A 25,403-nucleotide genomic window follows, 5' to 3' on the forward strand; every position below is an offset into this window, starting at 1 on the left:
CGTTATTATTTAAAAGTTTACCTTGATGACAAAAAGCAAAAAGGTTTTGCGGCAAAAAAAGTAATTGGTTTTGGACAAAATGTTGCCAATTTTGTTGATACTCCGCCTGCGGTTAGCACGATTAATTTTCAATCAAAAACACCTTCTACAGCATCAGTTTCGGTTAAATTTGCCGATGAAGCCGCGAATTTAGAAGGAAAAAAAGTCGCCCTTGAGTATTATTTTGTCCTTAAAAATCAAGAAGATAATCTCGAAAATAAAATCAATAATGCCCAAGAAATCCATACTTCTTATGTTGATTCTGCCACTGTTAAAAACGGTGCCGCCGAATTTAGTCTAAATAATTTACACCCTGGACTTGATTATAAAATCAGCGCAATTCGTTATGTTGATAGCGAGAATCGTAGCGCAATTCCGTTGCAGCCGATGCAGAAAATTCCGCTAGATCCAAAGATTGACTTTGAAAAAGATAAGTCAAAAAAGGGTCTTTTTGAGACAAAAACGGCAAAATTCCGTTTAATTGCAACAACTTTAGTTGACCAAAATTTATCATATTCGCAAAAAAGACTTACTGTTAATTTTGAAAATTTCGATAATACTGTAATTATTCAGAACAAACCAATCACATTGAATTATAAAAATGTTGAAACTGGGCAAAAATTTTCAAGTAAATCGTTTTTTAGTGCTAATTTAGCCAGTTTTGACCTTGATAAATTAGATCCAGGTTCTACTTACCAAATCGAAAGTTTCAACCTTGAGTCATCAACAATCGAATTTAGTAACACTTTTTCGAAAAATTTCTACACTCCAGCAGCAATTATTGACTCAAAAATTGCAATTGGGGCAACTTTTGCCGATGTCGAACTTAGTGTGGCTTCTGCTGATGACCTAACTGATAAAAAGGCACTTTTATATCTTGATGACAGCTCGATTGTTGCTACATCAGCAACTTTTTCAAAAACTGATAAAAATAATGTTTATAAAATTAAATTGCAGCCAAAAGGGCTTGTAAATGCAACAAAATATGCCCTTGATAAGTTAATTTTTGCCTCACAAATTCCCAATTCCGTTTTTGCAACCAATCACGACGGCTTTGATTATCGCAATGTTAGTTGGGAAAATGATTTGGAAATTAGTTCGCCGAAGCGGAATTTTGTCACCAAAATTTCCGATTTGAAAACTTTTATTAAGTTAGAACCAAAAATTTATCCAACAAAAGTTGAATATACTTTCGGGTTTTTACTAGAATCTTCATACCTAAACGATAAAAACCTTTATTTATATTATTATAAAAAAGATGAACCAGGAAAACTTTATAAATCCAAGGTTGCGCGTGCGCAAGGTTCAGAGATAAAATTTGAACTAAGCGATTTTGAAGTCTCTTCGGTTTATAAACTTGATAAAATTGAAATTGAAAACCAACCTGAATTAGCAGTTAAAATCGAATTTGATGAAAGCAAAGAATCAGCACAAAAACTAAAATACGATGAATTTTTCATCAAATACCGTGTTAATAAAATTGATTTTGACAAAATTGCCGAAACAACAGCGACCGCGACCGTTGAAATTGAAGGTGATTTTAAAAATATTGTCAAAACTGGAATCAAAAATAACTTTAGTGCCAAATTAGTTTTCGGTCAACCCGGTTTTGCAAATCTTTCTAAAACGATCAGCGTAAGTTTGAATAATGCAGCCGCTGCAGGTAGTGGGAATAATACTCAAAAAGACTATGAAATTAAGGATAATAAATTAATTCTTCATTTTAAATTAGACAATCTAGATCCAAAAACTGAATACCAAGTAGCCGATCTTGAAATTCCTGAACAAGCTGAATTTTTTAGTTCAAGCGGGATTTTAGATTTGAATGCTAAATTTACAACAGCATATAAAAAAATCAAAATTTTTGGTTCAAATTTTGATTCAATTAGCGAAAATTCAGCGATAGCAACAATTTATTTTGACCCAAGTTTTAATAATTTTCTAAACGGCTATAAATTTAAGGTTAATTTTACAGACGAAGATGGAAAAATTGTTCAATCAAACCCGATAAGTCAAGAAAATCAAAGTCAAACTAACTCAGAAAATGGCGAATTCCAACTAGTTGAAAATAATGCAATCAAAGTCAAACTGTCAAATCTCAGTCCTGGGAAAAAATATGTGTTTAAAAATCTTGAACCTGCCGCTGGCCAAGACGAAGGTCTAACTAATCTAACTTATGAATATTTAGACCAAAAAGGTGAAAATAAAACTGAAAATCAGCTATTTTTTTATACAACAACTGATATTGCTTCGATTCAAACAGTTCCAAAACAAGATTCGGCAACAATAACAGTTAATTTTAGTACAAAAGATCCTAATTTTAACAAAAGACCAAATGGTAATAAAAAAACCGCAGTAATTTTTGTTAAAAATAATGCTACCGGCGCAACTGCTAGCGCCACAAAAGAGATTGAAGATCCAAATGATGGGCAAAATAAGGTTGAATTCGATCTTCAAGGTCTTTCAAAATTAAGTCATCACACAATTACAGAAATTTTAGTTGATTCACAGAAGATTCAGTTTGCTAAAGATTTAGAGAAAAATGATGCTGAACAACGTAATTTTAACACTGTCGCAACAACGGCAACGGTGGAAAAAGTTGTCCAATTTGAGAAAAAACACGACAAAATCGGCCTTGAATTGTCTTTTGATCCAGTAAAAGACACTTTCTTAAAAAATGATAGAATCAAAGTCACTCTAGCAAAACAAGGTGGAGATTCTAAAACTATCGAAGTCGAAGGGGAGGTTGATCAAAATTTAGTTTTAAAACTAAATTTTGATCAAAATGTTGAAGCTGGTTCAGAATACCAAATTAGTAAAATTACTAATCTGACAAAAGATAAAAATATTCAAACCTCCGTTGGATTTGAGATTAAAGCTAAAGAATACCAACCTGAACTTGATGATCCAAAAAAAGGTAGCCAGAAAATCTATTCCGCACCAGAGTTAAAAGAATTTACTATTGAAAAAAATCAAAATGAAACCGTAAAAGTTAAACTTACTTTTAACGACGCCGAAAAAACACTCGTTAAAAAAAATAGTGGTGGAACACAAAACCTTACTTTGTTACTAAAAAATGCAGAAACAGATGCAATCGTGACAGCAAATGGTGAAGCAAAAGAAGAAAATGGAACAATTTCTGTTGAATTTGAATTTTCTAGCCTTGATCGAAATGCAAAATATGAACTTGTTTCAATTAATGACTATTCTAAAGCTAATTCTGAAATTTGAGTTAAAGATGAATTAAAGAAAGAAAAAACTTCATTTACCGTCAATGTTGATAAAATTGAAGTTAAAAATCTTGTTTTTTCAGATATTAAACAAAATTCAGTTAAAGTTCACATTTATTTTGATCCAATTCGCGATGCTTATTTAGCAGAAAAGCAAATTGAGGTTGAGATCGACGAGGATAGCGATCCAAAAGCCGTTTTTACTCAGGTGGATGGCATTAATACTGGAGAGACCAACAATAAAAAACAAAAAGTTCAAATTAAAAAATTAGAAGACGGAAGATTAGTTGCAGAACTTGATTTTTCAGGACTAAAAGAAGGTTCTGATTATAAAATCAAGTCGTTGAAATTGGATGATAATACAGTCAAAACTAATAAAGAAAATCAGACAACCGGACCTAAATTCGAAATTGTCAACGAATTTAGCACGGCAGATTCAGTTGGTCAACATCGTCAAATTGGTGAAATTAACGATGCTTCAAAACAAAAAACCCTAAAATTTGCCACAGATATCGTTGTTTCTAATGTCGAAATTAATCCGACCGCAACACAACAACAACAACAAGACAAACAACGTTCTGCCACAATTAAAGTAACTTTTTCAAATTCAAATAACGAAATTCTTAAACTAAAAAAAGATCAAGTTGCTACAATCACTTTAATAAATAAAGCGACTGGAAAACTTGTACTAACTTCGGCAAAAATTCAAGCTGAAGAATCAAGACCTGGAGATAAAAAAACCAGCGCAAGCGCAACTTTTGAATTTAGTGATAATTTAGACAAACTTACAAAATACGAAATTAGTTCAATTCAAGTTGTAAGATCAAACGGAATTTATTCAATTCCGTTTTCATCGACGATTCAAAATGATGAAAGTAAAAAATCATTTACCACCCAACTTGATTCAATTACGGTCAAAGATATAAGTTATACCGATATTTCTTCGACAAGCGTTTTACTGACAACTTTTTTTGACTCACTCGAGGATAACGCGCTAAATAATCGTTTTGAGGCGGAATTAGAATATGTTTTAAAAGGAAGTCAAGAAGTTAGAAAATCATCGAAGGTAGACATTTCGAATAATCAAGCAACTTTTACAATTGAAGGGCTTCAAGAAGCAACTGGTTATGAAATTAAAGATTTAAAATTAACGAAAAAAAGTACACCTGTTAGAAGTACAAGATCGTTGACTCGAATTCGCAGACAAGCGCCAGAACCAATTCAAAATGTAACAGTTAAATTTGATCAAACTGAAGTTGAAGCAAAAAACAAAAAAGATTTTGCCACAAAATCTTTAATTTCTGAAGTCAAAATTGACTCGGGGTTGATTCCGAAAAAACCAGCAACAGTTCAAATTGACAAAACAAATCTATCTGATACAAGCGCTGGAATCGAACTTAAAATTAAAGATCCAAAGAAATTTTTTGCTGATTATGGAACAGGAAAAACCAAAAACGGCCAACAAAATCAAATTCGCCTTATTATTAAATCAAATAGAACTGGGGCAATTGCCGAAACTGGGGCGCAAATTGAATACGATGAAAGCCAAAGTACCGCAACGGCTAAGTTTAGCTTCGAAAATCTGGAAAAATATACAATTTATAATCTTGTTGATATTTTCATCAACGGCGTTCCAGTTGGGTTTTTAAATAGTCTAACGGAAGAACAAAAGCAATTTCATACGACCGCCAAAGAAGTTTTACCCGAATTTATTAACCAAACCGAGTTTAAAAAACACGGTGCCGTTGTTAGAATGGTTTTCGATGTTAATAAAAACTGGTTTTTAGTGGGAAATAAAGTTAAAATTAACTTTAAAAAGTTAGGGGAAACTGGACCCGATGATCCAGAACTAACCGCCGAAGCCGTTGTTCAAAATGACGGACTTGCCGTCTTTAATATAAATAAGGAAAATGTTAAAACTAAAGTTCCGCAAGGAACAAGATTTGAAATTTCGAAGTTAGAATTTGAACCTGAAACCAATTCTAACCAAGAAATTGTCAAAAATTTCCCGTTAAATAAAATCACTGGAAGTGATCAAGTTCAGGTTTTATCAGCAAGCGCTGGAATTCAAGCAACAAGAATTCGTAGCCGCCGCGATGTTGTTAGTTTATTTGCTGAAGGTGATGTTGAAAATCAAACTGAAAATGTGGGAAGTCAATTTCAAACTGTGCAAACTCAGACAGGACAGAATAATTTTGCTGCTGTAAATCTAAGAACAGAACCGCTGCAAACTGGAGGAACAGGCACTCAAAGTCTTACTAAAACTTTTGACACCGCTGCTTATATAACAAAAGTGGAAAAAGTAAATTTGGCAGGAACAAACGGTGAGATTAAAATCACCTTAAGTTCAACAAAACTTTTAGAAGGCGCTGCTTTAGCGTCAATGAAACTAAAGTATATTGATATTAGTGATGGACAAGAACATGAAGCAGTCCTTCAAGGTCGTCCGGCACTGAATTCTTCAACTTCTGAATATACTTTCAGCGCAACAAATTTAACTCCTTTAAATTACTACCAATTAGTTTCAATTACTTACGAAAATCAAGGGCAAAATGTCCAAACAATTAACTTTGACGAGGATCAAGTTTCTTATCAAGACCGACTTTTTCGGACAACGCCGACAGGTTTTGCTGTTGTTGATATTAAATCAACTTATAATAAAACAAACAAAACTGCTAATGTTAAATTGCAATTAGATGATCAAGTAACTAAATATCTTGAAGGGTATAAAGTTAAAATTTCCTATAAAAGACAGGATGAAACAAATAATTCAATCCCAATCTCGACAGTTGAAGGAGTAATTAACTCTGATGGTTCAGTTAATGTTGTTCTTGATGATCGATATGAGCAACAAGGACAGAAAAGTTTTTTCCTTCCAATTCGACCTGATACTACAAAAATTAGTGAAACTACAAATACATTAGAAACAGATTTTGGAATTCAAAACATCGGTGGAGTTACTAATTTAAATAAAAACATTGATTCTGACAAACTTTTCGAAGGATTTAAATATAAAATTGAAAAAGTTGAACTTATTCAAAAACCAGATACATCTTCAGGTGGTCGAAAAAAACGTTCAGTTCAAAATCAAGATTTAATCGAGTTTAACGCTGGATTTACTAAAGAAGCTAAATTTGAAGCCAAAAGTTCAACTCCTCAAACTCAGGGGCAACAAACATTTGAAGAATCCAAAAAAACAATTGAAACAATCCCAATTTCATTATATGATCAGCTAATTTATACTGAAGAAAAAGATAAATCTTCGGGGATTGATACCAAAATTTATGCCTATTTTATTTCATCAGATGAGCTACAAGATCAAGATCAAGACAAAAACCACTTCAAAGTTCAACTTTATAATAAAACACTGAAAAAATATGAAACAGTTACAAAAGCAACTTCGATTCAAAAAATTAATGATCAAAATAACAAATCCCATTTCTATGTTGTTACTTTTGAAACTAATCTAAACAAAGCTTCGCTGTATGAAATTGAACATTTTGTTTATAAAAATCAAAAAATTGATCAGTCAGAATATAAAACCCCTCGGGTAGAAAAAACTGAATTTACTACACCAGGGAAAAAAGCCTGACTAACTAACTTTTCGCAAGTCGGTGCTTACGAAGATGAAGCCGCAACTGTTTATTTCCAATTTGATGAAAAAGATGAATATCTTTGACGAAACAAACATAAAATTGAATTGGAGATTACTCCTGAACCAAATTCGGCTTTACAACAACAACCACAAGCGCAAACTCTTAAATATGCTTTTGTGCCTGAAGGTTCGCTTACAAAGGTAAGAATTGATAAAAATTCTAATAAAGATCAACAAAATCCAAGCCTTGAAATCAAAGAAAATACCGTCTATAAAATTACTAAATTTACAATTAAAGAACCTGAAACAAGCGCTAGCCAAGGTCAAGTTGATCAAGTCGACAGAAAAAATGATAGATTAAAAATTGAAACTGTTGATTCTCAAAATTCAGCAAGCCAAAGTCCTACCAATCTCGGAGATGGGCAAATGGAAGTTAAAAAAGTTGAATCTGCTGAGGTTGTTAATTTTAAGGCTGATCAAAAAGATGCGCTTTTTGAAACTAAAGCTAAATTTAATTATGAAGAAAACACCAATTTTATTCAAAATCCGGATGAAAACGCTGATGGAAGATCGGCAACACTAGAATTTCAGTTTAGTAATCAATTTTTGCAAATCCCAAGAGAATTTGCCACAATCACAATCGCTAAATCTGAAAAAAGTGATGAAGAAATTAGTTTTACTTCTGTGGAAAAATATAATCCAGAAGGAAAACTTCAATTTAAATTAACAAATCTTGATAAATTTAAAACTTACGAAATTAAAAACCTAGTAATTGGTGGTATTAAATTCAACTCACTTGATACAGTGTCAGAAAAAAAATTTACTCCTATCACCCAAAAAATTTATGTTGCTGATTTAGAAGTTAACAATTTAAGAACTGGAGAAAATCTATTTCCCAGTTCGCCTGGCAGCATTGAAGATGGATCGAAAGTATTTGGTAAAATTGAATTATATTTTGATAAAGAGGATTCCTGATTAGAAAACGGATCGTTAACTGCAACAATTAAAGATAAAAATAATGGTGATCAGGAATTAGCAAAAATTGATTCTGTACAGATCACAAAAGAATTAACAAAACCAGCAACCCCTTATAAAGTTGAAATTGATTTAAATAATTCAGAAATTCAAGGCAAAATTCAACCTGGCGGTAAAATAGGCATCGATTTTTCTTTAAAAAATGTTCAAAACACGCCGAAAGCATTATCGAACAAAGGTAAAATTAAAATTGAAATTCCCGATCATCAATATAATCTTAAATATGCTCCAAAACTAAAAAAAGAAATCACTATTCCCCCGGTAATTGAACAAGTTATTGCAAGTGATATAAAAGATACATCGGTAAAATTAAGAATAAAATTAAAAGGTTATAGAGAAAATTTTGACAAAATAACTAAAAACCCAGTCGTTCTTACAATTAAACCTGACCCAAATAAAAAAGCCGCTAGCTCATTGCCGATTACGCTCGCCGCTTTTTCACAAATATCAAGCAAATTTCATGATGATGATACTTTTGAGCTAGAGTACCTAATTGAGGGACTTATTCCAAAATTAGAATATAAAATTGAAAAATTAGTTGCAAGCGATATCGAAATTCCTTTCGGTGAAAGAGATTACAAAATTGAAATTAAGGATTTTAATAAGCCAACGAAGCTTGATTCAAAAATATTTCAAACAACTTTTTCTAAATTATCAAATGTGAGTCTTAAAAACGAACAGTTAATAACAGGCAGTCCTTATAAATCTGAAAAATTAACTTTAAGTTTAGACCCAATTGCAATGTGATCATTAGATGGAAAGAAGATTAGTGTAACTTTCGAACCAACAAATCCTGATGGTAGTCGATATACCGGAAAAAATGTCAACGAGATTAGAAAAGAATTTACAATAACTGCTGACAAATTAAAATCAACGATGATTGCAACACTAAATCAGGCCGAAGTTACTGACGAAAGTGATGGAAATTTTTTCCCTTCAACTACTTATGCAATCAAAGAAGTTAGCCCAGTCGATGAACCTAATATTAAATTAGATGCAAGTGAAATAAAAAAAGATGTTAATGCCAATATTTCCTTCACTACTCAATTAGCACAACCAGTTTTACTAGAAGGGAAAATATCTAATTTTACTAACAAAGAGGGGAAAGAGAACACTTTTGAGCAACAAATTTATTTAACTTTCGATGATCCTTACCGTGCAATTGATGAAACTCAAATTGATAAATGAAAAATTATTCTTGAAGGAAACGAACAAAAAGATAGGAATAATGACCAAACTGATGCGGCTACTTGATCACAAATTGCAACGGAAATTACAAAAGTTATTCAAAACAACGACGGTACTCCTTATCTAACAAATCCACGCGAACTTTTGGAAGAGGAGTTTAACTACCAAGAAAATCCGGAGTTACAGCAAATTCTTATTCAAAAGACCAAGATTGAAAAACAAATTGAAACACTTGAAGAACAGAAAAAAATTTTTGAGAATGACGAACAAAAATGATTGGAGCGACTCAAAACTACTGTTAACTCTGGTTATCAAGACGAATACGTTCAAAAATTACAACAGGAACGCAGACAAGTTCAGGAAGCAATCACTAAGAGCATAGAACAAATTAAAAATGAAAAACAACGTTTGGAAAATTTAAACACTTATACCGAATATTTTAAAAATAAGCAAAACTTACCTAAAAAAAATTTAGGAACAAAAAGAATATTCGCCTTTAGTTTGAAAGGAAATCCTTCAAAATGGCTTAAATTTTATAAAATGCGTTTTGCTGTTCAGTACAAATATTTTAAGAACCACTTTAACCGTAAAAATGCTGAAGATTCAAAATTAATTTCTAAAATCGATGAAGCTGAAAGCAAAAATAAAAATACTAGTAATTTACAAAATATAAAATCTGTAGTTTCAAAAATTAAAACAATTGAACTCGATGATTTTAGTAAGTATACAAATAGAATTTTACTAAAATCATCAAAGATTAAACCAATTAATGCTGGTGCCGCTTATGTTGAAATGGAATTTGACGATCCTAAAAATTTGCTTTTACCATTAAATAATCAATTTCCTAAAGCGACTACAGGAATTGATAATATTGATAGTTGAACCAGACTAACATCTGGCGGAATTAAGGAAATTGAAGACCAAATTAGAGACCCAGAAACTAGATCTAGTTTAGCGGTTGACCCAGGTTATGATACTGGGAATATTAGAAAATTAGAACATAACAGTTGGAATATTAAACAAAGTAAAAACCAGATAGCAAATTTAGATTTTGATGTTTATGCATACAATTATAATCTTAATAATCCGTTTTCTGTTTTGTTAAATGATAATAGACATTCATATAAGGAATTAATAAATAAAATACCAAAGTCAATCATTCCGGAACAAAAAACAATAAAAAACCAATCACAAGATAAATTTTATGCACTTAGATTAGCGAAGGTAGAAGTTAAAGGTCAAATTACAAAAGTCGGCTTAATTATTACATATTACTATACTAATGCTTCTTCCTTCGAATCAAAGATAATTAACATCAATCCAATAATATTAAACCCAAATACTAAACATTCGAAAATTAATGACGAAATTTATTATCAACCTTTAGTTCCAACGCAGTCAGAAAAGGTTAATTTATCGTTTATGACATTGCCGGTTGTTGATAAATCAGATCCATATTGAGGTAATTGATTCACAAATCCTATTGGTAGCGTTTGGCACGGTGAAATAGCTGCCTTTGGTGGAACTGATCGAAGAATCGAAAACGCTTTTAATAATTCTGTTGGAAAAAGATTTTCCGATACTACAATAAGAAAAATTAATTATGGCAAAACTTTCTTTTTAGGGCCAACTGGGCCAATAAAAACACTTTCAAAAAGTAATTCAAACCCTACTCAAGCAGACAAAAGATATAATGTTAATTACAGATACCAAAAAATACAAACTGGTGGAATTTTCGGCGGACGTTGAATCTCGTATCCAATTTTAGACTTTATTAATAGATTTTTTGGTGATAAAAGTACTATTCCGTTCGGAATTAAATCTACAAGATACGATCCTTCTACGCATAATTTTGAAATTAGTCTCCAAATTGGTAATAATGGTTCTGCTGGTTTTAGTCAAATTCAACAATTAATACCAACAATGGTATATGGTATTTTTCTAGCGCCAAGTGGCAAGTTTTATTTGTTTGGTAATAAAAACGGTAGGGGTTTGACGTTCGAAGAAGATTTAGATATGAGCCAGAAAAAAATAAATATTAATTTAGCACCGCTTACTTGATCTGAGTACGATCTTCCTGAACCTGGAACATCACTTTCTTTTGTTGGGTTAGCGATTTTCCCTTTTTTACCACCAAACCCAGGAAAAAACGCACATCTTAAAAAAACAATTGGAACATCGTATGCAGAAGACCAACACTATATTACAATTAATAAATATGGCAAACAATTTAGATATCTTTTGCCATATAAAGGAAACTCTTCATTAACAATTGAAGCCGATAACCCTTATTTTGTCCCTTGAGTTTCTAACGAAAATGCTTGGGATAAAATAACTTACTAATAATTAACAATGACTATATTAATCTATATAATATAAATATTTAATTATTAATATTAATAAATTAAAAAATTGAGTTTTACGGCGTAGTTATACCGCAAGGTAAAAAGTTCAACTTTTAAATGTTTTTTGATCATAAATTTAATTAGTAAATTTGCTATGGTAGTTTCAATTTAAGTTATAATTTAATTTAAATTAGTATAGGAAAATGAGACACATCGTTATTTTTAATTTTAAAACAAATTTTTATTATTTTTTTTATTCTCCAAAATTGTGAAAATTTTTTTGAGTATCGAATTGTTCAAAATGAGAATTTGGACTCAAATATGAAAGGCAACTTTGCACTCTAGTTTTATTGTATCATTTAACAAATGAGCTGATTTTTCGATGTGCATCTTCGAGATTTTCAAAAATTTTACCCTCAACATTCAAATATTATCTTTGTAAAATAGCATAAAAGTATTCAATCGGGCGGTTTGTAAGCACGTTTCATTTTGGCGACATTGATTGTTGAATGTTGTTTTCCATTGTTTCTTGATAAATTCCGCGGTCATTTTCCGAAAGATCGTTAATTGTGTGTTTTTTTTGACTTACGTGGCGATTTATTTTTAACACGTGTCCTAATTAATCCGTTTATGCCATAATTATAATACTTTTTTTTGTCAGTTTCGAATTAAATTATTCGCATATGTCTGTAAAAAAATTTCTTTTTGCGATTTTTTATTAACTGATTTATTTTTATATATTTCACGAAACTCATTTACAAAATGTATAGTCGCACTTTTGAATCGTTGCGATTCAGCAATTTTGATATATTTGATTTTTCATTAATTGAAAATTTATTTTGTTTTATAAAAAAACACACCTTTTATGGTGTGTCTCAATTTTTTCTACTAATTTATCTCAAAGGGTCTTTTTTAATCACAAATTTTTTCAGGTTACTGATTTAGCGTTAATAATAAAAATAAATAACAAAAATCCACTTTTATGTGGAATTTTTATTTGGTGCTCTCGACAAGACTTGAACTTGCACCCGTTTCCGGATTAGAACCTCAATCTAACGTGTATACCAATTTCACCACGAGAGCACAATGGCGGATCAGACAGGATTTGAACCTGCGCGGGTCCGTTGAGACCCCTAATACGTTTCCAACATATCCTCTTCAGCCACTTGAGTACTGATCCAGTTTTTATTATGATTACTATAATTATACCAAAAAATAAAAAATTTTCAATTTGTTTTGGATTAATTTTTATCAGATAGTTTACTTTTTGAATAAAAAAAGCAATTTCTTTCTTGGAAATTGCTTTTTCATATCTAAAATAATGAGGTTTTATTTACATTTTTTTAACTAACGTATCATTAGCGACTAATTTAAAATTTTTTAAACTTTTTTCAAGAATATCGGTTGATGCATAACCTTCAAGTCGATGAACTTGTTTTTGGTCTTTAAAGAATAAAGTTGTTGGAGTTCCCTGAATTTGATTTTCACGAGCAAACTGGATGTTTTCACGAACATTTATTCGAATAATCACTAGACCATCAACACCGTATTTGTTATTGATTTCATCGAGAGTGTTTTCAAATAATATGCAAGCACCACAACCTGGCTGGTGAAAAACAAGAAGCACAGCGGAATTTTTATAAATTTTGAGATTGATGTCTTCAGTTGAATGAATGTCGAAAATTGGCATAATATCTCCTTTTGTATTAATATTACCATATTTAACCAACTTTATGTATAAAATTTTAATATTTAGTATGATTTTGCAAATAAAACAAATTTGTTAGTTTTTTTACCACTAAAAATTGATATTCCAGTTGTTGGTAATTTAAATAATGATTTTTTTGTAAGAACGCAACGAGCAGTTGCGCCAGTTTTTTCTTGGATTTCTACTTCAGATTTTATTTTTTCACTAAAAGGAGCAATTACAAATTTGTTATTTTTTATTTCTTCTTCTAATTCTTCAAAAGTATTTGCAAAAACAGTATTTTCAATTAAACGATTCTTTGCTTTTTCAAATAAGTCGGTTTGAATTTGTTTTAAAATCTGTGAGCATCTAGTTTCTAACTCGGAAATATGGAAGAAAATCTTTTCACGAGTATCGCGACGAACTAAACAAACCTCTTGATTTTTAACTTCCTTAGGCCCAATTTCGATACGTACAGGCGATCCGTGAACTTCTGAATTATTAATTTTATATCCAATTTGTTCGTCGGTATCATCGATTTGGTAGGTTATATTTTTTCGTTTTAAAATTTTTGCAATTTTTTTAGCAAAAATTTTAACTTCTTGATTTTTTTTAGCAAAAAATTCAAGAATATCAACTTGGGTTGGTGCGATTTTTGGGGGTAAAATAAGTCCGTTATCGTCGCTATGAACCATTACAATAGCACCAATTAGTCGGGTCGAAATACCTCATGAAGTTTGATAGGGAATTTCTGTTTCATTTTTTTCATTTTTGAATTTTATATCAAAATTTTTGGCAAAATTTTGACCTAAAAAATGAGAAGTTGCCGATTGTAATGCGCGGCAATTTTGCATCATTGACTCGACTGTATAAGTACTAACAGCGCCAGCAAATCTTTCTCTTTTTGTTTTTTTTCCAAAAACAGCAGGAATTGCTAGGTAATTTTCTAAAAAATTTTTATAATATTTTCCAATTTTTTTAGCAAATATTACTGCTTCTGATTTTGTTGTATGAATTGTATGACCTTCTTGTCATAAAAATTCAGTATTTCGCAAAAAAGGATTGGTTGTTTTTTCTCAACGCAAAACTTGACTTCATTGATTTAATTTTATAGGTAAAACATTATTAGCGGCGATTTCTGTACGAAAATAGTCGGCAAAAAGAAGTTCACTAGTTGGTCTTACGTAAATTTTTTCGCTTAATTTTTTTTCACCGACTTGTGTTATTGTTAAAAGTTCAGGAGCAAAACCTTTAACGTGTTTTTTTTCTTTATCAATAAAATCTTTTGGAATTAGAAGAGGAAAATAAACGTTTTTAACACCTTGCTTGATAAAGTATGTATTAACAACTTTGGTGATATTCTCCCATATTTGGTAACCTAGTGGTTTGAAATAAATTGTTCCTTTAATGGGAGCGTATGACATAAGATCAGCCTGTGTGATAACATCAACGTATCATTTAGCAAAATCATCGGTTTTTGAGGTTATTTTTTCAGGCTTCTTCATAAAAGGTTTGTTTTACTTTGTTTTTTAATTTTTTGTTGGTGATTTAACATTTGGCTGCCCCAGTTAGATTCGAACTAACGAATGACGGTACCAAAAACCGTTGCCTTACCACTTGGCTATGGGGCAAAAATGGTGGGGGGTGAGGGATTCGAACCCCCGAATCCGAAGAAAGTGGGTTACAGCCACCCGCATTTGGCCGCTCTGCAAACCCCCCGGTTAACAAGCGCAAAAATAATTATACCATATTTTTTTGTGTTTACGAGAAGTTTTAAAAATTTTTTAAATTTCATTAAAAAGCAATTAATATTTAACAAAATCACATTTAAAAACCTTTTTATTGGTTCGAAAGTTTTATAATCTTACAACAAAATATCAAAAAAGACATATTTTTTCACATTTATCTTCTTAAAATGAAAAATATTATTTTTTAGTGATGCAACTGTAAAAAAATGTTTTTTTTTTTTTTTTACAAAATATGTTTTTAGCACAAATCTTAACAAAAGAATTAGGAAAAAAATTTACAAAATAAAAAAATTAACGATATTTTACAATGTCATTATTAACCGAATTAAAAACGTATGAAACAAGTTTGTCTTGCTCGCTAATTGGTAAATTCGGATTTGTTTTTATTACTTTGAAAGCATAAAGAAAAGCAGGATGAAACGAGTTAGTTAATGGCCTACCTATTTTATATAAATTAACTCATTTTGAGTTTAGTTTTTTTTGCAAATTATCATCATTATTTCTTGCACGGTATTCTTTGACTAGATTAAGGTATGAAAAAACTTTAAAAATTCCAAAGATTAGTCAGAAATTATTGACAAATTGCGATCATTTTAACGGGATAAAAAAACAAAGACCAAGAAAATAACTAATTGAAGGGAAAAGAGCAATAAAGTGTAGAATTTTTGTATATTCATTTGTTGAACTTAAAATGTCACCACCAGTTTGGAAAAGTTGGGAAATATCTTGATTTTGGTTAAAAACTATTAATTTATCGGCAAAAAGTGGGCTTAATAAAAAAACTAGCCTTACTAAATAATTAATTAGTAAAAAAGATGAATCGGCAACATAATAAAAAATTATTTTTTGACTTTTTTGGCGGTTTTTTGAATTATTAAAATAGACTAAAAGTTGAACAATAATTAAAAAACCAGCAAAAGAACCGACAAAAGCAGCATATTGCCAAAAGGTAAAATTATTAAAACCAGCAAAAATTAGTCAAAAAACTAACATCAAAAGTGAAATAAGCAAAGTTGCAATTGTATAATAAACGGATTTTCCTGTTAATGAAATATTATTTCAAAGTTTTTCAATAATATTTAGTTTTTTTTTAGTGCTTTTTTCGTGTTTTTGAAAAATTTCTGAATTAAGATGATAAAAACTGTTAATTCAATTCGTATGTTGTTCGCGATAACTCATTTTAGAGTTTAAATCTGTAAGTTCAACAACAGATTTTGCATCAGCAAGGAAGTTGAAAAACTGATTTTCATCTTCGTGTAGCAAATTTGACAAATTTTGTCGGGGAATTTTTGCTGTTTTTTTAGATTTTTCTTGTTTTTCTTTAGTTTTATTATTATTTTCAACACTTTGGTATGTTTCTTGAAATTGTCTATTATTTTTTAGGTGATTAGAATAACTAGAACTATCTTCAGGTTGTGAATAATATTCCGGACTATTTTGTGCTTCTAATTCGTTTTTATTTATTATACTAGTTTTTTCTATAACCTCACCTTCAAAAGGATTAGGATTATCGAATTTTTGCTCTTTTGCATAATTTGTCTTTTGGAAGTTGTTGTATTGTTGATAATTGCGATCACGGGATGCGAAATTGCTATTTTGGTTTTTATTACTATTGTTTTGATTAGGGTTTCTAGGTATAAAAAAATTCGGCTGTTTTGTCTCTTTGTTTTTCGGATTCTGTTTGCTTTGATCCTGATTTCAATTCATAAAAACCCCTTTTTCTTGATCTCTTTTAAATGTTCATCTGCTAGTTTGTTTTTTTAATTTTACCACAAAATATCCGATAAATCTAACTTAATTTTCTTAACTAATTTTCAATTTTGTTTCTAAAAAACCGCCAAAAACTATTTCTAAAACCTTGTCTAATTTAATTTTTTTTACCGATATAAACAGAAAAAAATAAATTATGCAGTTTTTTATCAAATTTTTCCTATTCAAAATTATAAGTGATTAAAGAATTACAACGCAAATCAAATTTTTAAGGTCTTTATAATATAAATAAGGCAAATTTATTAAAAGTTATCACTATTATCATTGTTGTTGTTGTTTTCGAAAATAATTTTTAACTTTTTGAGTTAAAAAAAGTATGCGATAACAGGTGCTAAAATAGGTTGTTTTTTAATAAATTAATATTTTTTCAAAAAAAATATTTTAATATTTAAAAATTTAATAAATTATTGTTTTTGAAAAAATATTCAAAAACAATACAACAAAAACAAAGAAAAGCTGATACCTTAATTATTTTAAGTTCAAATCTAAAATCCCATTTTCTAGTTAAAAAAAGCAAAAATTGGCACTAAATTTAATAGTAAAATGCACAAACTAGAAAAAATAGGTAATTTTTCTTCCACTTTCACCCACACATAAAAATTTTTAATCTGAAAAAATAAGCCGTTTTTGCAATGATTTTTTAAAGCTTAAAATTAAAAAAATAAATTTTAAAAATTTTTTTTAACAATATTTGTTTATTGGTGTATAATTGTGGGTGATAGTGGAGACAATCGGAAATGTTTGGAACTGTTTTTAGAATACTAGATGAAAAGAATAGAATTGTGCTGCCCCCTGCTTTTCGGAATGAACTTGAGGGCGACTTCTATATTTCAGCTAGTTTGGAAAAAATCCTCGAAATTAGAAGCCAAACAGAATTTGACCTTCTCGCCCAAAAAATTGGCAAAGCAAACTCGCTCGATCCTAAACTTCGTGATTTTGCAAGATATTTTTTTGGGAACACGGTCAAAGTTTCGGTTGACAAACAAGGACGATTTTTAATCCCAAAAAATCTACTTGATCTCGCCGCTATCGAAAAAAAACTATATTTAATAGGGGTTAACAACAAAATTGAAATTTGACCTGAACAAAGATATGAACAATTTTATGCAAAGTTTTCTGATAGCGAAGTCACCGCTGATCTTGAAAAGGAGTTGCTAAAATCGGGAGTAGAATTATAAAATGCATATTCCAGTTTTGTTAGAAGAACTAATTTCAGCGCTTCAAATTAACCCAAAAGGATTTTATGTTGATCTTACTTTAGGACGTGGTGGTCATTCTTTGGCAATTCTAGAGAAATTGACAACTGGAAAATTGGTCGTTTTTGATAAAGACCAGCAAGCCTTAGATGAAACTAAGTCAAAATTATTAGCAATTAGTCAAAACGTTGAATTTATTTGGTCTGATTTTTCTAAATTCGATACCTTCCTAGAAAAGTTAGGGATTGAGTTTGTTGACGGATTTATAATTGATTTAGGAGTTTCTTCCCCACAAATCGATAATCCAGAACGCGGATTTTCATATTCTAAAGATGGCAATTTAGATATGCGAATGGATAAAAGTCAAAAACTTAGCGCTTTTACCGTTTTAAATGAATATCCTGTAGAAAAATTAGTTGAAATTTTTTTCAAATATGGTCAAATAAAATATGCGCGACAAATTGCAAAAGCAATCATTGACTCTCGACCTTTGAAAACTACTTTTGAACTTGTAAATCTTGTCAAAAAAGTAATTCCTGCTCTGGTGTTAGTTAAAAAAAATTATGTAAAAAATGTTTTTCAGGCTGTACGGATCGAGGTTAATAATGAACTTGAGTCTTTGCAAAAGTTGTTAGAAAAGTTACCAAAATTTTTAAAGCAAGGATCAAAAGTTGCAATTATTACTTTTCATTCGTTAGAGGATAAGATAGTCAAAGATGCATTTTTGAATTTAGTTAATAAGGACAAATTGGAATTTTTTCAAAAAGGTTTACCAAAATTTTCGTTGAAGGTTTTTCGACCAAAAACTGATGAATTACTAGCAAATCCGCGAGCTAAGTCAGCAAAATTACGTGTTCTAATTAAAAATTAAATAGGCAAAATTGAAAAAAAACAGGTAAAAATACTATGGAAAGTTGTAGTAAAATTATGCTAATGGGATTAGGTGATTTTGGATCAAAAATTGTTAATTTAATCAATTTAGATCAAACTAGTTTTCCAAAATTTTTTATTAATTCACGTGATGAATATGTAAATTTCGATTTTGACTATAAAAATTCACTAATTATCGACCAATCAAACTTTAAGTACAACTGACAAAAAGCAAGTAAGGCAATGTTAGAAAAAAGTTTAGAAATTAAATCAATTCTTGCTAATGTTAGAGTTCTTTTTTTGGTTGTTGGTCTTGGTGGAACAACAGGTTCTGGTTCAGCGCTAGCAATAGCAAATGTTGCCAGAGAAATGGGAATAATCGTAATTGTTTTAGCAACAAATCCTTTGGAAAACGAGTCAAAATTTCGCCAACAAACGAGTTTTGATGTTGTCGAAGCGCTTAAAAAAGTAGTCGATTCGTTAATTATAATATCTTCGGAGCAAATAAGTCAAAATTATTCTGGCTTTTTTCTCGAAAATGTTTTTAAATTAATCACGACAAACATTCAAACAAAAATCGGAATCATAGTTAAGGCACTCTGCCAAAAAAATGCATTAATTCACATTAACAATTCAATTATCGAGTCAATTTTGGCAAATAATAACTTTGTTTTCGTTGCATCGGCGATTGCTTCTGGCGATAATCGAGCAATTTTGGCAACTGAAAATGCCCTAAAAAGTCATTTTGTCGAATTTGATCTTTATTCCTCCGAGGAAATGTTAATCACAATAAGTTCTAATAATTCAATTTTACAATCCGAAATTAGCGATGTTCTTAACGCGATTAGAAAAAATTTCAATTCAGATTTAAAATTTTCATACGGTGTATATCAAAATCCTGAATTAGAAAATCAAATTGAAATCGGGATTATTGCAAGTCAGAAAAAACATAGTTACGAAAGTAAAAAAGCAGCAAAATTAAATATTGCTTTCGATAACAAAGCGAGTATCTTCTAGGAAAAATTAATTTTACTTAACGCTTTTTAAATAAAAATAACTAAAACACCTTTCAAAAAATTATAAAATTTAAAGTTTGCAAAACATAATTTTATAATAAAAAGGTGTTTTTTTTATTTTTTTTCTAAAAAATTTTTTTTAGCAGGAAATCCGAAAAAATGTGGTATAATTTATATACTTAATTTTTGTTCAAACAAAAAATGCTAAAAAATAAGTAGACAAATATTATGACTAAATCAGATAAAAACAAATATATTTCCGACTATTTTTTAGATAGTCAAAAAATTCTTGCAAAATTTAACCCCAAAAATATCGTTATTCTACAATTTTTTCAACGCCGCGAGTTTGCAATTCTTGCGGGGATGGACGAAGTTTTAGATTTATTAATTCAAAATTCTGACTATAAAAATTACAAAATTCGCTACCTAAAAGACGGGGCTCGTCTTGGAAAACGCGAAATTGTTCTTGAATTAGAAGGGCCTTTACATCTTTTTGGGCATTTTGAAGGAATGATTGACGGAATTCTTGCCCGTTCAACTTCGATTGCAACAAATGCTTATTTATGTAAAAAAGCCGCTAGAAATAAGGACATTATTTTTATGGCTGACCGTTCTGATCACTATCTAATGCATAAAATCGACGGCAAAGCGGCGCGACTAGGTGGAGTGAATCTTTTTAGTAATTTAGCTCAAGCTGGTAGTAAAAAATCGGAAAATTTTGGATCAATGCCGCATTCACTGATCCAAAATTTTCAAGGTGATTTAATTAAAGCTGCAAATGCATACCGTCAAATTTTCCCTGAAAAAGAATTAGTTGCACTTGTTGATTTTAACAACGATGTCATTAACGATTCGCTTGCTGTTCTTGCTAAGTTTGGGAAAAAATTAGCAGGAGTTAGAATTGATACCGCACACAATATTGCTGATAAAATGTTTTCAGATCCACAACCTGATGATTTTGGAATTAATGCAAAATTAGTTAAAAAATTACGTGAAGAACTTGATAAAAACGACGGTAAACACGTAAAAATTATTGTTTCTTCTGGTCTTACGCCACCTAAAATAAGAAAGTTAGAACAACAAAATTCGCCAATTGATGCCTACGGTGTCGGTGAGTATATGTTACAAATCCGCCATCATTTTAGTGCTGATGCAACAGTTCTAAACAATGAAAGAATCGCTAAATTCGGACGTTTTTACCGAAAAAACCCAAAATTAATTCCTTTTGAATATGAACAAGGATAATCTTGAATTAAACAATTTAGGTTATAATGATGACCTTAAAATTTGACAAGATAAAACTAGTTTTAATTATTCAGTTGATACAATTTTGCTCGGAAATTTTATCAGTCTGAACAAAAAAATAGAAAGAGCGCTCGAAGTTGGCACAAACAACGGCGCGCTTTCGATTTTTGTCGCTCATAGAAAAACTTCTTTAAAAATTGATGCCCTCGAAATTAATGAAAAAGCTGTTAAATTAGCAAAAATAAACGTTGAACTTAATAAAAAAGAGCAACAAATTAACGTAATTTATGGTGATTTTAATCAATTTTGACCTGAACATAATAAAAAACAGTTGCAAAAATACGACCTTATTTTTGCAAATCCGCCCTACTTTAAAATCGGAACTAAAAAATTTAAAAAAGTTAGCAAAGAATTTCTGAATGCAATTTATGAATTTTGTCTTAATTTGTCACAATTAATTTCTGGTTCTAGTAAAATTATTCAGCAAAAAGGTAAACTGGCACTAGTTTTGCCAATTGAACGCTTTGTTGATTCGATCGAATTATTACGGCAAAACTATTTTGAACCGAAAAAAATTCAGTTCGTAATGGTTCGTGTTGGTGCTAGTCCTAAATTTGTTTTAGTTGAATCAGAATTTAAAGGACAATGAGGAACTAACTACTTGCACAATCTCTATTTGCATCCTAATAATAAAAATTTACATATTTATCGTAAGGAAATTCAACGACTTTATGTTGTCAGAAAGGTCAAAGATGACTAAAAAATTTTACATAACAACGCCAATTTATTATGCAAGCGGGAATTTGCACATTGGTCACCTTTATAGTTCGACATTGGCTTGGGTAATTCGAAATTTTAAAAAAATGTCTGGTTTTGATGCAAAAATGTTAACTGGCGCTGATGAACACGGGCAAAAAATAAGTCAACTAGCTGCAAAAAACCGTCTTGAACCACAAGAATTTGTTAACGAAAATGTTGAAAAATTCAAATTTTTATGAAAAAAATTTGGTATTGACTATGATTATTTTCAAAGAACAACAAGTGAAAGTCATAAAAATTTTATTAGGAAAATTTTTATGAAAATGTATGAAAATAATCATATTTTTAAAGGCGAATATCAAGGACTTTATTCTGTGAGTGATGAAGAATTTTTAAGTTCAAGTCAGGCCGTTAATGAAAATGGTGCTTATTTCCATCCTGTTAGTGGCGCAAAAATGGAATTAATTAGTGAAAATTCCTATTTTTTTGCAATTTCTAAGTTCCAAAGTTGACTAGAGAATTTCCTTGATGAAAATCCTAATTTTATTTTTGATCTAAAAATCGCTAATGAATTAAGGCAAAATTTTTTCCAAAAAGGTCTGGAAAACCTTTCCGTTACTCGAAAAAACTTAAAATGGGGGATCACGCTTGATAATAAATTTGAAAATCAAACAATTTATGTCTGACTTGATGCGCTTTTTAGTTATTTATCAGTTTTTAGCGATGAAATTGAACTAGATTTTCCACAACAGCAAAACTTTTGGAATCAATCAGAAGAAATTATTCACGTTGTCGGCAAAGAAATCGCCCGTTTTCATTGTATTTATTGACCTATTTTTCTAAAATCGCTAAATTTTCGACTCCCGACATCAATTTTAACTCACGGCTGACTAATTACCCCTGAAGGAAAAATGTCAAAATCAAAAGGGAATGTAATAAATCCGCTTGATTTACTAGAAGAATTTGATGCTGAAGTTATTAAATTTTACTTTTCAAGTCAAATAAACACTAATAATGACAGCGTTTTTGATAAAACTTTATTAGAAAATTTTTATAATTCGTTTTTTGTAAATACATTTGGTAATTTAATAAGTCGTACGGTCGCGCTTGTTTTAAAATATTTCAATAAACCGCTTGTTTTTGACCTTGATTACCTAGATTGAACAGATATTAGTTTTTATGAAAAAATTTTATTATCTTTTGATGAATTTTGCAATTTCTTTAATAAATTTCAAATCGAAAAAGCTTTTAAGGTTGTAATTGAACTTGCAAAAAATCTTAACGGCTTTTTTGATATTAAACAACTTTGAAATCAAAAAGATCTTCGAAAATTAGAGGCAAGTCTCATTTTAGTTCTGAACGGAATTTATGCGCTTACAACTTTTTTAAGTGTGGCAATGCCTAAAAAAACTAAAGAAATTCTTGATTTTATCGGTGTTAGCGAAGCTAATTTTACACTTATTACCAAGTTAGATAAATTTAATGAAATTAATTTTAGAAAATTAGAAAAACCATTTTTTCCAAGAAAAAAAAATTAATAACCTAATTTTCAACGGTAATTGTGTTTTTCATTTAAAAATTGCACTAATGGAACTAAATGAATTAAAGTTAGCGCATAAACCGGAAATGAAAAGGCTGATTTTAAAATTATCGGCGTTAAATAATAGAAAAAGTAATTTTGAATTAATCGATCATTTCCGCTTCGATTTAAAAAACGGTTATAATATTGAATAAAAGCATAGGGATGTCAAATTCAGCGGAAAATTAAAAAGCAAAAACTAAGAACAAAAAGACTTATTAGTGCTATTTTTATTTTTTGAATGCGATTTTTTCAATATAATATTAATAGAATTGTTGCAAAACTCGTGAGTACAATACCAAAAAGTGCAATCAAAATTAAAATCAATTTTTTACTAAAAATTGATTTTCAATCTTTTGGCACCTTTTCAATTTCATTTTCTTTTGTAAAAAAGTAATAGAAAAAAACAAAAATTGCAATTACAAAGGTTAGCACAAGCAAAAATACTAGAAAAATATCTTTTTTTGTTGCTAAATGAAAAGAAATTGAAGAAATTATGACAACAAGAATTGGAACAATTCCGTATTCAGGAGTTCAAAAGACAATTCGACTTGTTAGTAATAATTTTCCAAAATCAAAACTAAAAGCAACAATTATCCCTTTAAATCAGTTTAAAATTATTCCAATTAAAACATAAAATGGTAATTCAAAAGCTAAATTAAAACGTTTTGGCACTGTTGTTTTTAAAAAAAAGGCAATAATCAAAAACATTGCCATAAAAAAACCGGAGATGACTAACTCAAAACTTGAAAAGAAAAAAATTTTCCGGTTTTTTCAAATAAATTTTTTTATTTTACTTGCTAAAGTTCCCGAAAATATAACCATGCTTTTAAATTATATAAAAAAAATAACTAAAAAATATTATAATTTAAAAACAAGGAGACAAAAATGGTAGAAAAAAATCCCTTACAAGAATTGTATCCGGGAAAAATTATAAACATTCACGCGTATAAATACAACGGTTTTTTGTATCGTCAATGGTCGAATGCAAGAGTTATTTCGAATTCGCTTACACATGTAGTTGTGAACTTAAAAGGTAGTGTCGTAAAAAAATATGGTACAAAATCCTGGCGTTTTTCCGATTCGACAATTTTTGTCTTTCCAAAAAATACAATGCACAACGCCATAATCACTTTCAAACCCGGACAAAATTTTAGTTATCATTATTACATTAATTTAGCATCCGATTTCATTTTCGAAGATGACACGATCAAATTTGTTGATTTTGACCTTGATATCAAAATTTATAGTAAAAAAAGTTTTGATATCGTTGATCGCGATGAATTTCTTGAAAATAAAGAAATTATGAACTACCCCGCAAAATTAGATTCACTACTTTCTAATGAAATTAGTAAAATTTTTCTATTATTTTTACAGCAAAAATCATTTTTTAACCAGGAATATCTATCGTTTTTTATAGGTCGTTGTCGCTTGCAAAAATGTTCAGCGCATTAGTTGCAGCATCAAATTCGGCTTCTTTAATTGACTTGCCATATCCAGTTCCGTATTTTTTCTGTTCCCAAATTAGATCGACACGAAAGGTTCCATCAGCAAGTTTTGTCGGCGAATAATTAATTTTACTTTGTGTTGAAAAGGACTGAATTTTTTCTTGAAAAATCGATTTTGGATCTTTATACTGTTTTTCATTAGCAAAATTTACATCTTTATATAAGTATTTTGCTAAAAATTGGTTTAGTTTTTCAAAGCCTTGATCTATTAAAATTGCTGCTGAAAAAGCCTCAAAAACATCGGCTTTCAATTTGTTATTTTCACGAATTTCTGATGAACCTTTACCGAGAAAGACAAGATTGATAAGACCAATTTTTTGGCAGACATTGGCAAGATAAGATGTTGAAGTAAGTCATGAACGAAGTTGGGTTGAATTACCTTCATTTTTATAAAAATTATCATAAATTACCCGCGTAATTACGTAATGTATCGCCGAATCACCAAGGAATTCAAGCATTTCATAATGTGGTTTTTCCGGGTTTGTAAAATTGTAACTTTTATGAGTTAATGCTTGAATATATATGTCCATTGATTTAGGTTTAATACCTATTTTTTTTAGAAATTGGTAAACTTTATCATCAGGTTGCATTTT

Annotated in this window: 15 protein-coding genes and 4 tRNA genes; 8 read left to right on the forward strand and 11 right to left on the reverse strand. The window is 30.0% G+C overall.

Annotation, left to right across the window (positions count from 1 at the left end):
• Nucleotides 1-426: 426 nt before the first annotated feature.
• Nucleotides 427-11,430 carry a hypothetical protein gene (locus MDIS_RS01955; RefSeq protein WP_044635414.1) on the forward strand — a complete coding sequence of 3,668 codons (11,004 nt, stop codon included), beginning with the start codon at nucleotides 427-429 and terminating at the stop codon, nucleotides 11,428-11,430.
• Nucleotides 11,431-11,685: 255 nt separating this feature from the next.
• On the opposite strand, the gene MDIS_RS04370 is transcribed toward MDIS_RS01955, so the two are convergent.
• The 9 genes from MDIS_RS04370 to MDIS_RS01995 form a co-directional block, all read right to left on the reverse strand.
• On the reverse strand, nucleotides 11,686-11,859 hold the full coding sequence (locus tag MDIS_RS04370) for an IS3 family transposase (protein WP_232034191.1): 174 nt from the start codon (nucleotides 11,857-11,859) through the stop codon (nucleotides 11,686-11,688).
• Between the two features lie 3 nt (nucleotides 11,860-11,862).
• Nucleotides 11,863-12,042: a hypothetical protein gene (locus MDIS_RS04375; protein ID WP_044635415.1), complete on the reverse strand. Its 180-nt coding sequence runs from the start codon at nucleotides 12,040-12,042 to the stop codon at nucleotides 11,863-11,865.
• A gap of 388 nt (nucleotides 12,043-12,430) precedes the next feature.
• Nucleotides 12,431-12,515 (reverse strand) — tRNA-Leu (locus MDIS_RS01965).
• Nucleotides 12,516-12,519: 4 nt separating this feature from the next.
• Nucleotides 12,520-12,612 (reverse strand) — tRNA-Ser (locus tag MDIS_RS01970).
• 153 nt (nucleotides 12,613-12,765) lie between these two features.
• Nucleotides 12,766-13,122 (reverse strand): thioredoxin family protein, encoded by a 357-nt coding sequence (locus tag MDIS_RS01975; protein ID WP_044635416.1) that lies wholly within the window; start codon nucleotides 13,120-13,122, stop codon nucleotides 12,766-12,768.
• A gap of 62 nt (nucleotides 13,123-13,184) precedes the next feature.
• The gene (gene proS / locus MDIS_RS01980; RefSeq protein WP_044635417.1) at nucleotides 13,185-14,624 is read right to left on the reverse strand and encodes a proline--tRNA ligase; all 1,440 of its coding nucleotides are present in this window, start codon (nucleotides 14,622-14,624) and stop codon (nucleotides 13,185-13,187) included.
• Between the two features lie 51 nt (nucleotides 14,625-14,675).
• Nucleotides 14,676-14,750 (reverse strand) — tRNA-Gln (locus tag MDIS_RS01985).
• A gap of 4 nt (nucleotides 14,751-14,754) precedes the next feature.
• Nucleotides 14,755-14,838 (reverse strand) — tRNA-Tyr (locus MDIS_RS01990).
• Nucleotides 14,839-15,158: 320 nt separating this feature from the next.
• Nucleotides 15,159-16,574, reverse strand: coding sequence for a hypothetical protein (locus MDIS_RS01995; protein ID WP_044635418.1), 1,416 nt, complete (start codon nucleotides 16,572-16,574; stop codon nucleotides 15,159-15,161).
• Between the two features lie 800 nt (nucleotides 16,575-17,374).
• Here MDIS_RS01995 and mraZ point away from each other — a divergent pair.
• The 6 genes from mraZ (at nucleotide 17,375) to metG (ending at nucleotide 23,261) form a co-directional block, all read left to right on the forward strand.
• A complete protein-coding gene (mraZ, locus tag MDIS_RS02000; protein ID WP_044635419.1) occupies nucleotides 17,375-17,815 on the forward strand; it encodes a division/cell wall cluster transcriptional repressor MraZ in 441 nt (146 codons plus the stop codon).
• A gap of 1 nt (nucleotide 17,816) precedes the next feature.
• Nucleotides 17,817-18,704 carry a 16S rRNA (cytosine(1402)-N(4))-methyltransferase RsmH gene (rsmH, locus tag MDIS_RS02005; protein WP_044635420.1) on the forward strand — a complete coding sequence of 296 codons (888 nt, stop codon included), beginning with the start codon at nucleotides 17,817-17,819 and terminating at the stop codon, nucleotides 18,702-18,704.
• Between the two features lie 35 nt (nucleotides 18,705-18,739).
• A complete protein-coding gene (locus tag MDIS_RS02010) occupies nucleotides 18,740-19,720 on the forward strand; it encodes an FtsZ/tubulin family protein (RefSeq protein ID WP_044635421.1) in 981 nt (326 codons plus the stop codon).
• Nucleotides 19,721-19,947: 227 nt separating this feature from the next.
• Nucleotides 19,948-20,964, forward strand: coding sequence for a nicotinate phosphoribosyltransferase (locus MDIS_RS02015; protein WP_044635422.1), 1,017 nt, complete (start codon nucleotides 19,948-19,950; stop codon nucleotides 20,962-20,964).
• Nucleotides 20,951-21,724: a tRNA1(Val) (adenine(37)-N6)-methyltransferase gene (locus tag MDIS_RS02020; RefSeq protein WP_044635423.1), complete on the forward strand. Its 774-nt coding sequence runs from the start codon at nucleotides 20,951-20,953 to the stop codon at nucleotides 21,722-21,724. Before MDIS_RS02015 ends, MDIS_RS02020 begins: the two co-directional genes overlap by 14 nt.
• Nucleotides 21,717-23,261, forward strand: a complete 1,545-nt coding sequence (gene metG / locus MDIS_RS02025; protein WP_044635424.1) for a methionine--tRNA ligase — start codon at nucleotides 21,717-21,719, stop codon at nucleotides 23,259-23,261. Before MDIS_RS02020 ends, metG begins: the two co-directional genes overlap by 8 nt.
• Here the strand turns inward: metG and MDIS_RS02030 are convergent.
• Complete coding sequence (locus MDIS_RS02030; RefSeq protein ID WP_318024051.1) at nucleotides 23,258-24,019, reverse strand: hypothetical protein; 762 nt, start codon at nucleotides 24,017-24,019, stop codon at nucleotides 23,258-23,260. The two genes, metG and MDIS_RS02030, sit on opposite strands and share 4 nt — an antisense overlap.
• A gap of 171 nt (nucleotides 24,020-24,190) precedes the next feature.
• Between MDIS_RS02030 and MDIS_RS02035 the strand changes: the two genes are divergently transcribed.
• Nucleotides 24,191-24,757, forward strand: a complete 567-nt coding sequence (locus MDIS_RS02035) for a DUF402 domain-containing protein (RefSeq protein ID WP_052506210.1) — start codon at nucleotides 24,191-24,193, stop codon at nucleotides 24,755-24,757.
• On the opposite strand, the gene rnc is transcribed toward MDIS_RS02035, so the two are convergent.
• Nucleotides 24,717-25,400, reverse strand: coding sequence for a ribonuclease III (rnc, locus tag MDIS_RS02040; RefSeq protein ID WP_044635426.1), 684 nt, complete (start codon nucleotides 25,398-25,400; stop codon nucleotides 24,717-24,719). The two genes, MDIS_RS02035 and rnc, sit on opposite strands and share 41 nt — an antisense overlap.
• Between the last annotated feature and the right edge of the window lie 3 nt (nucleotides 25,401-25,403).

Source organism: Mesomycoplasma dispar, assembly GCF_000941075.1.
Classification (GTDB): domain Bacteria; phylum Bacillota_I; class Bacilli_A; order Mycoplasmatales; family Metamycoplasmataceae; genus Mesomycoplasma; species Mesomycoplasma dispar.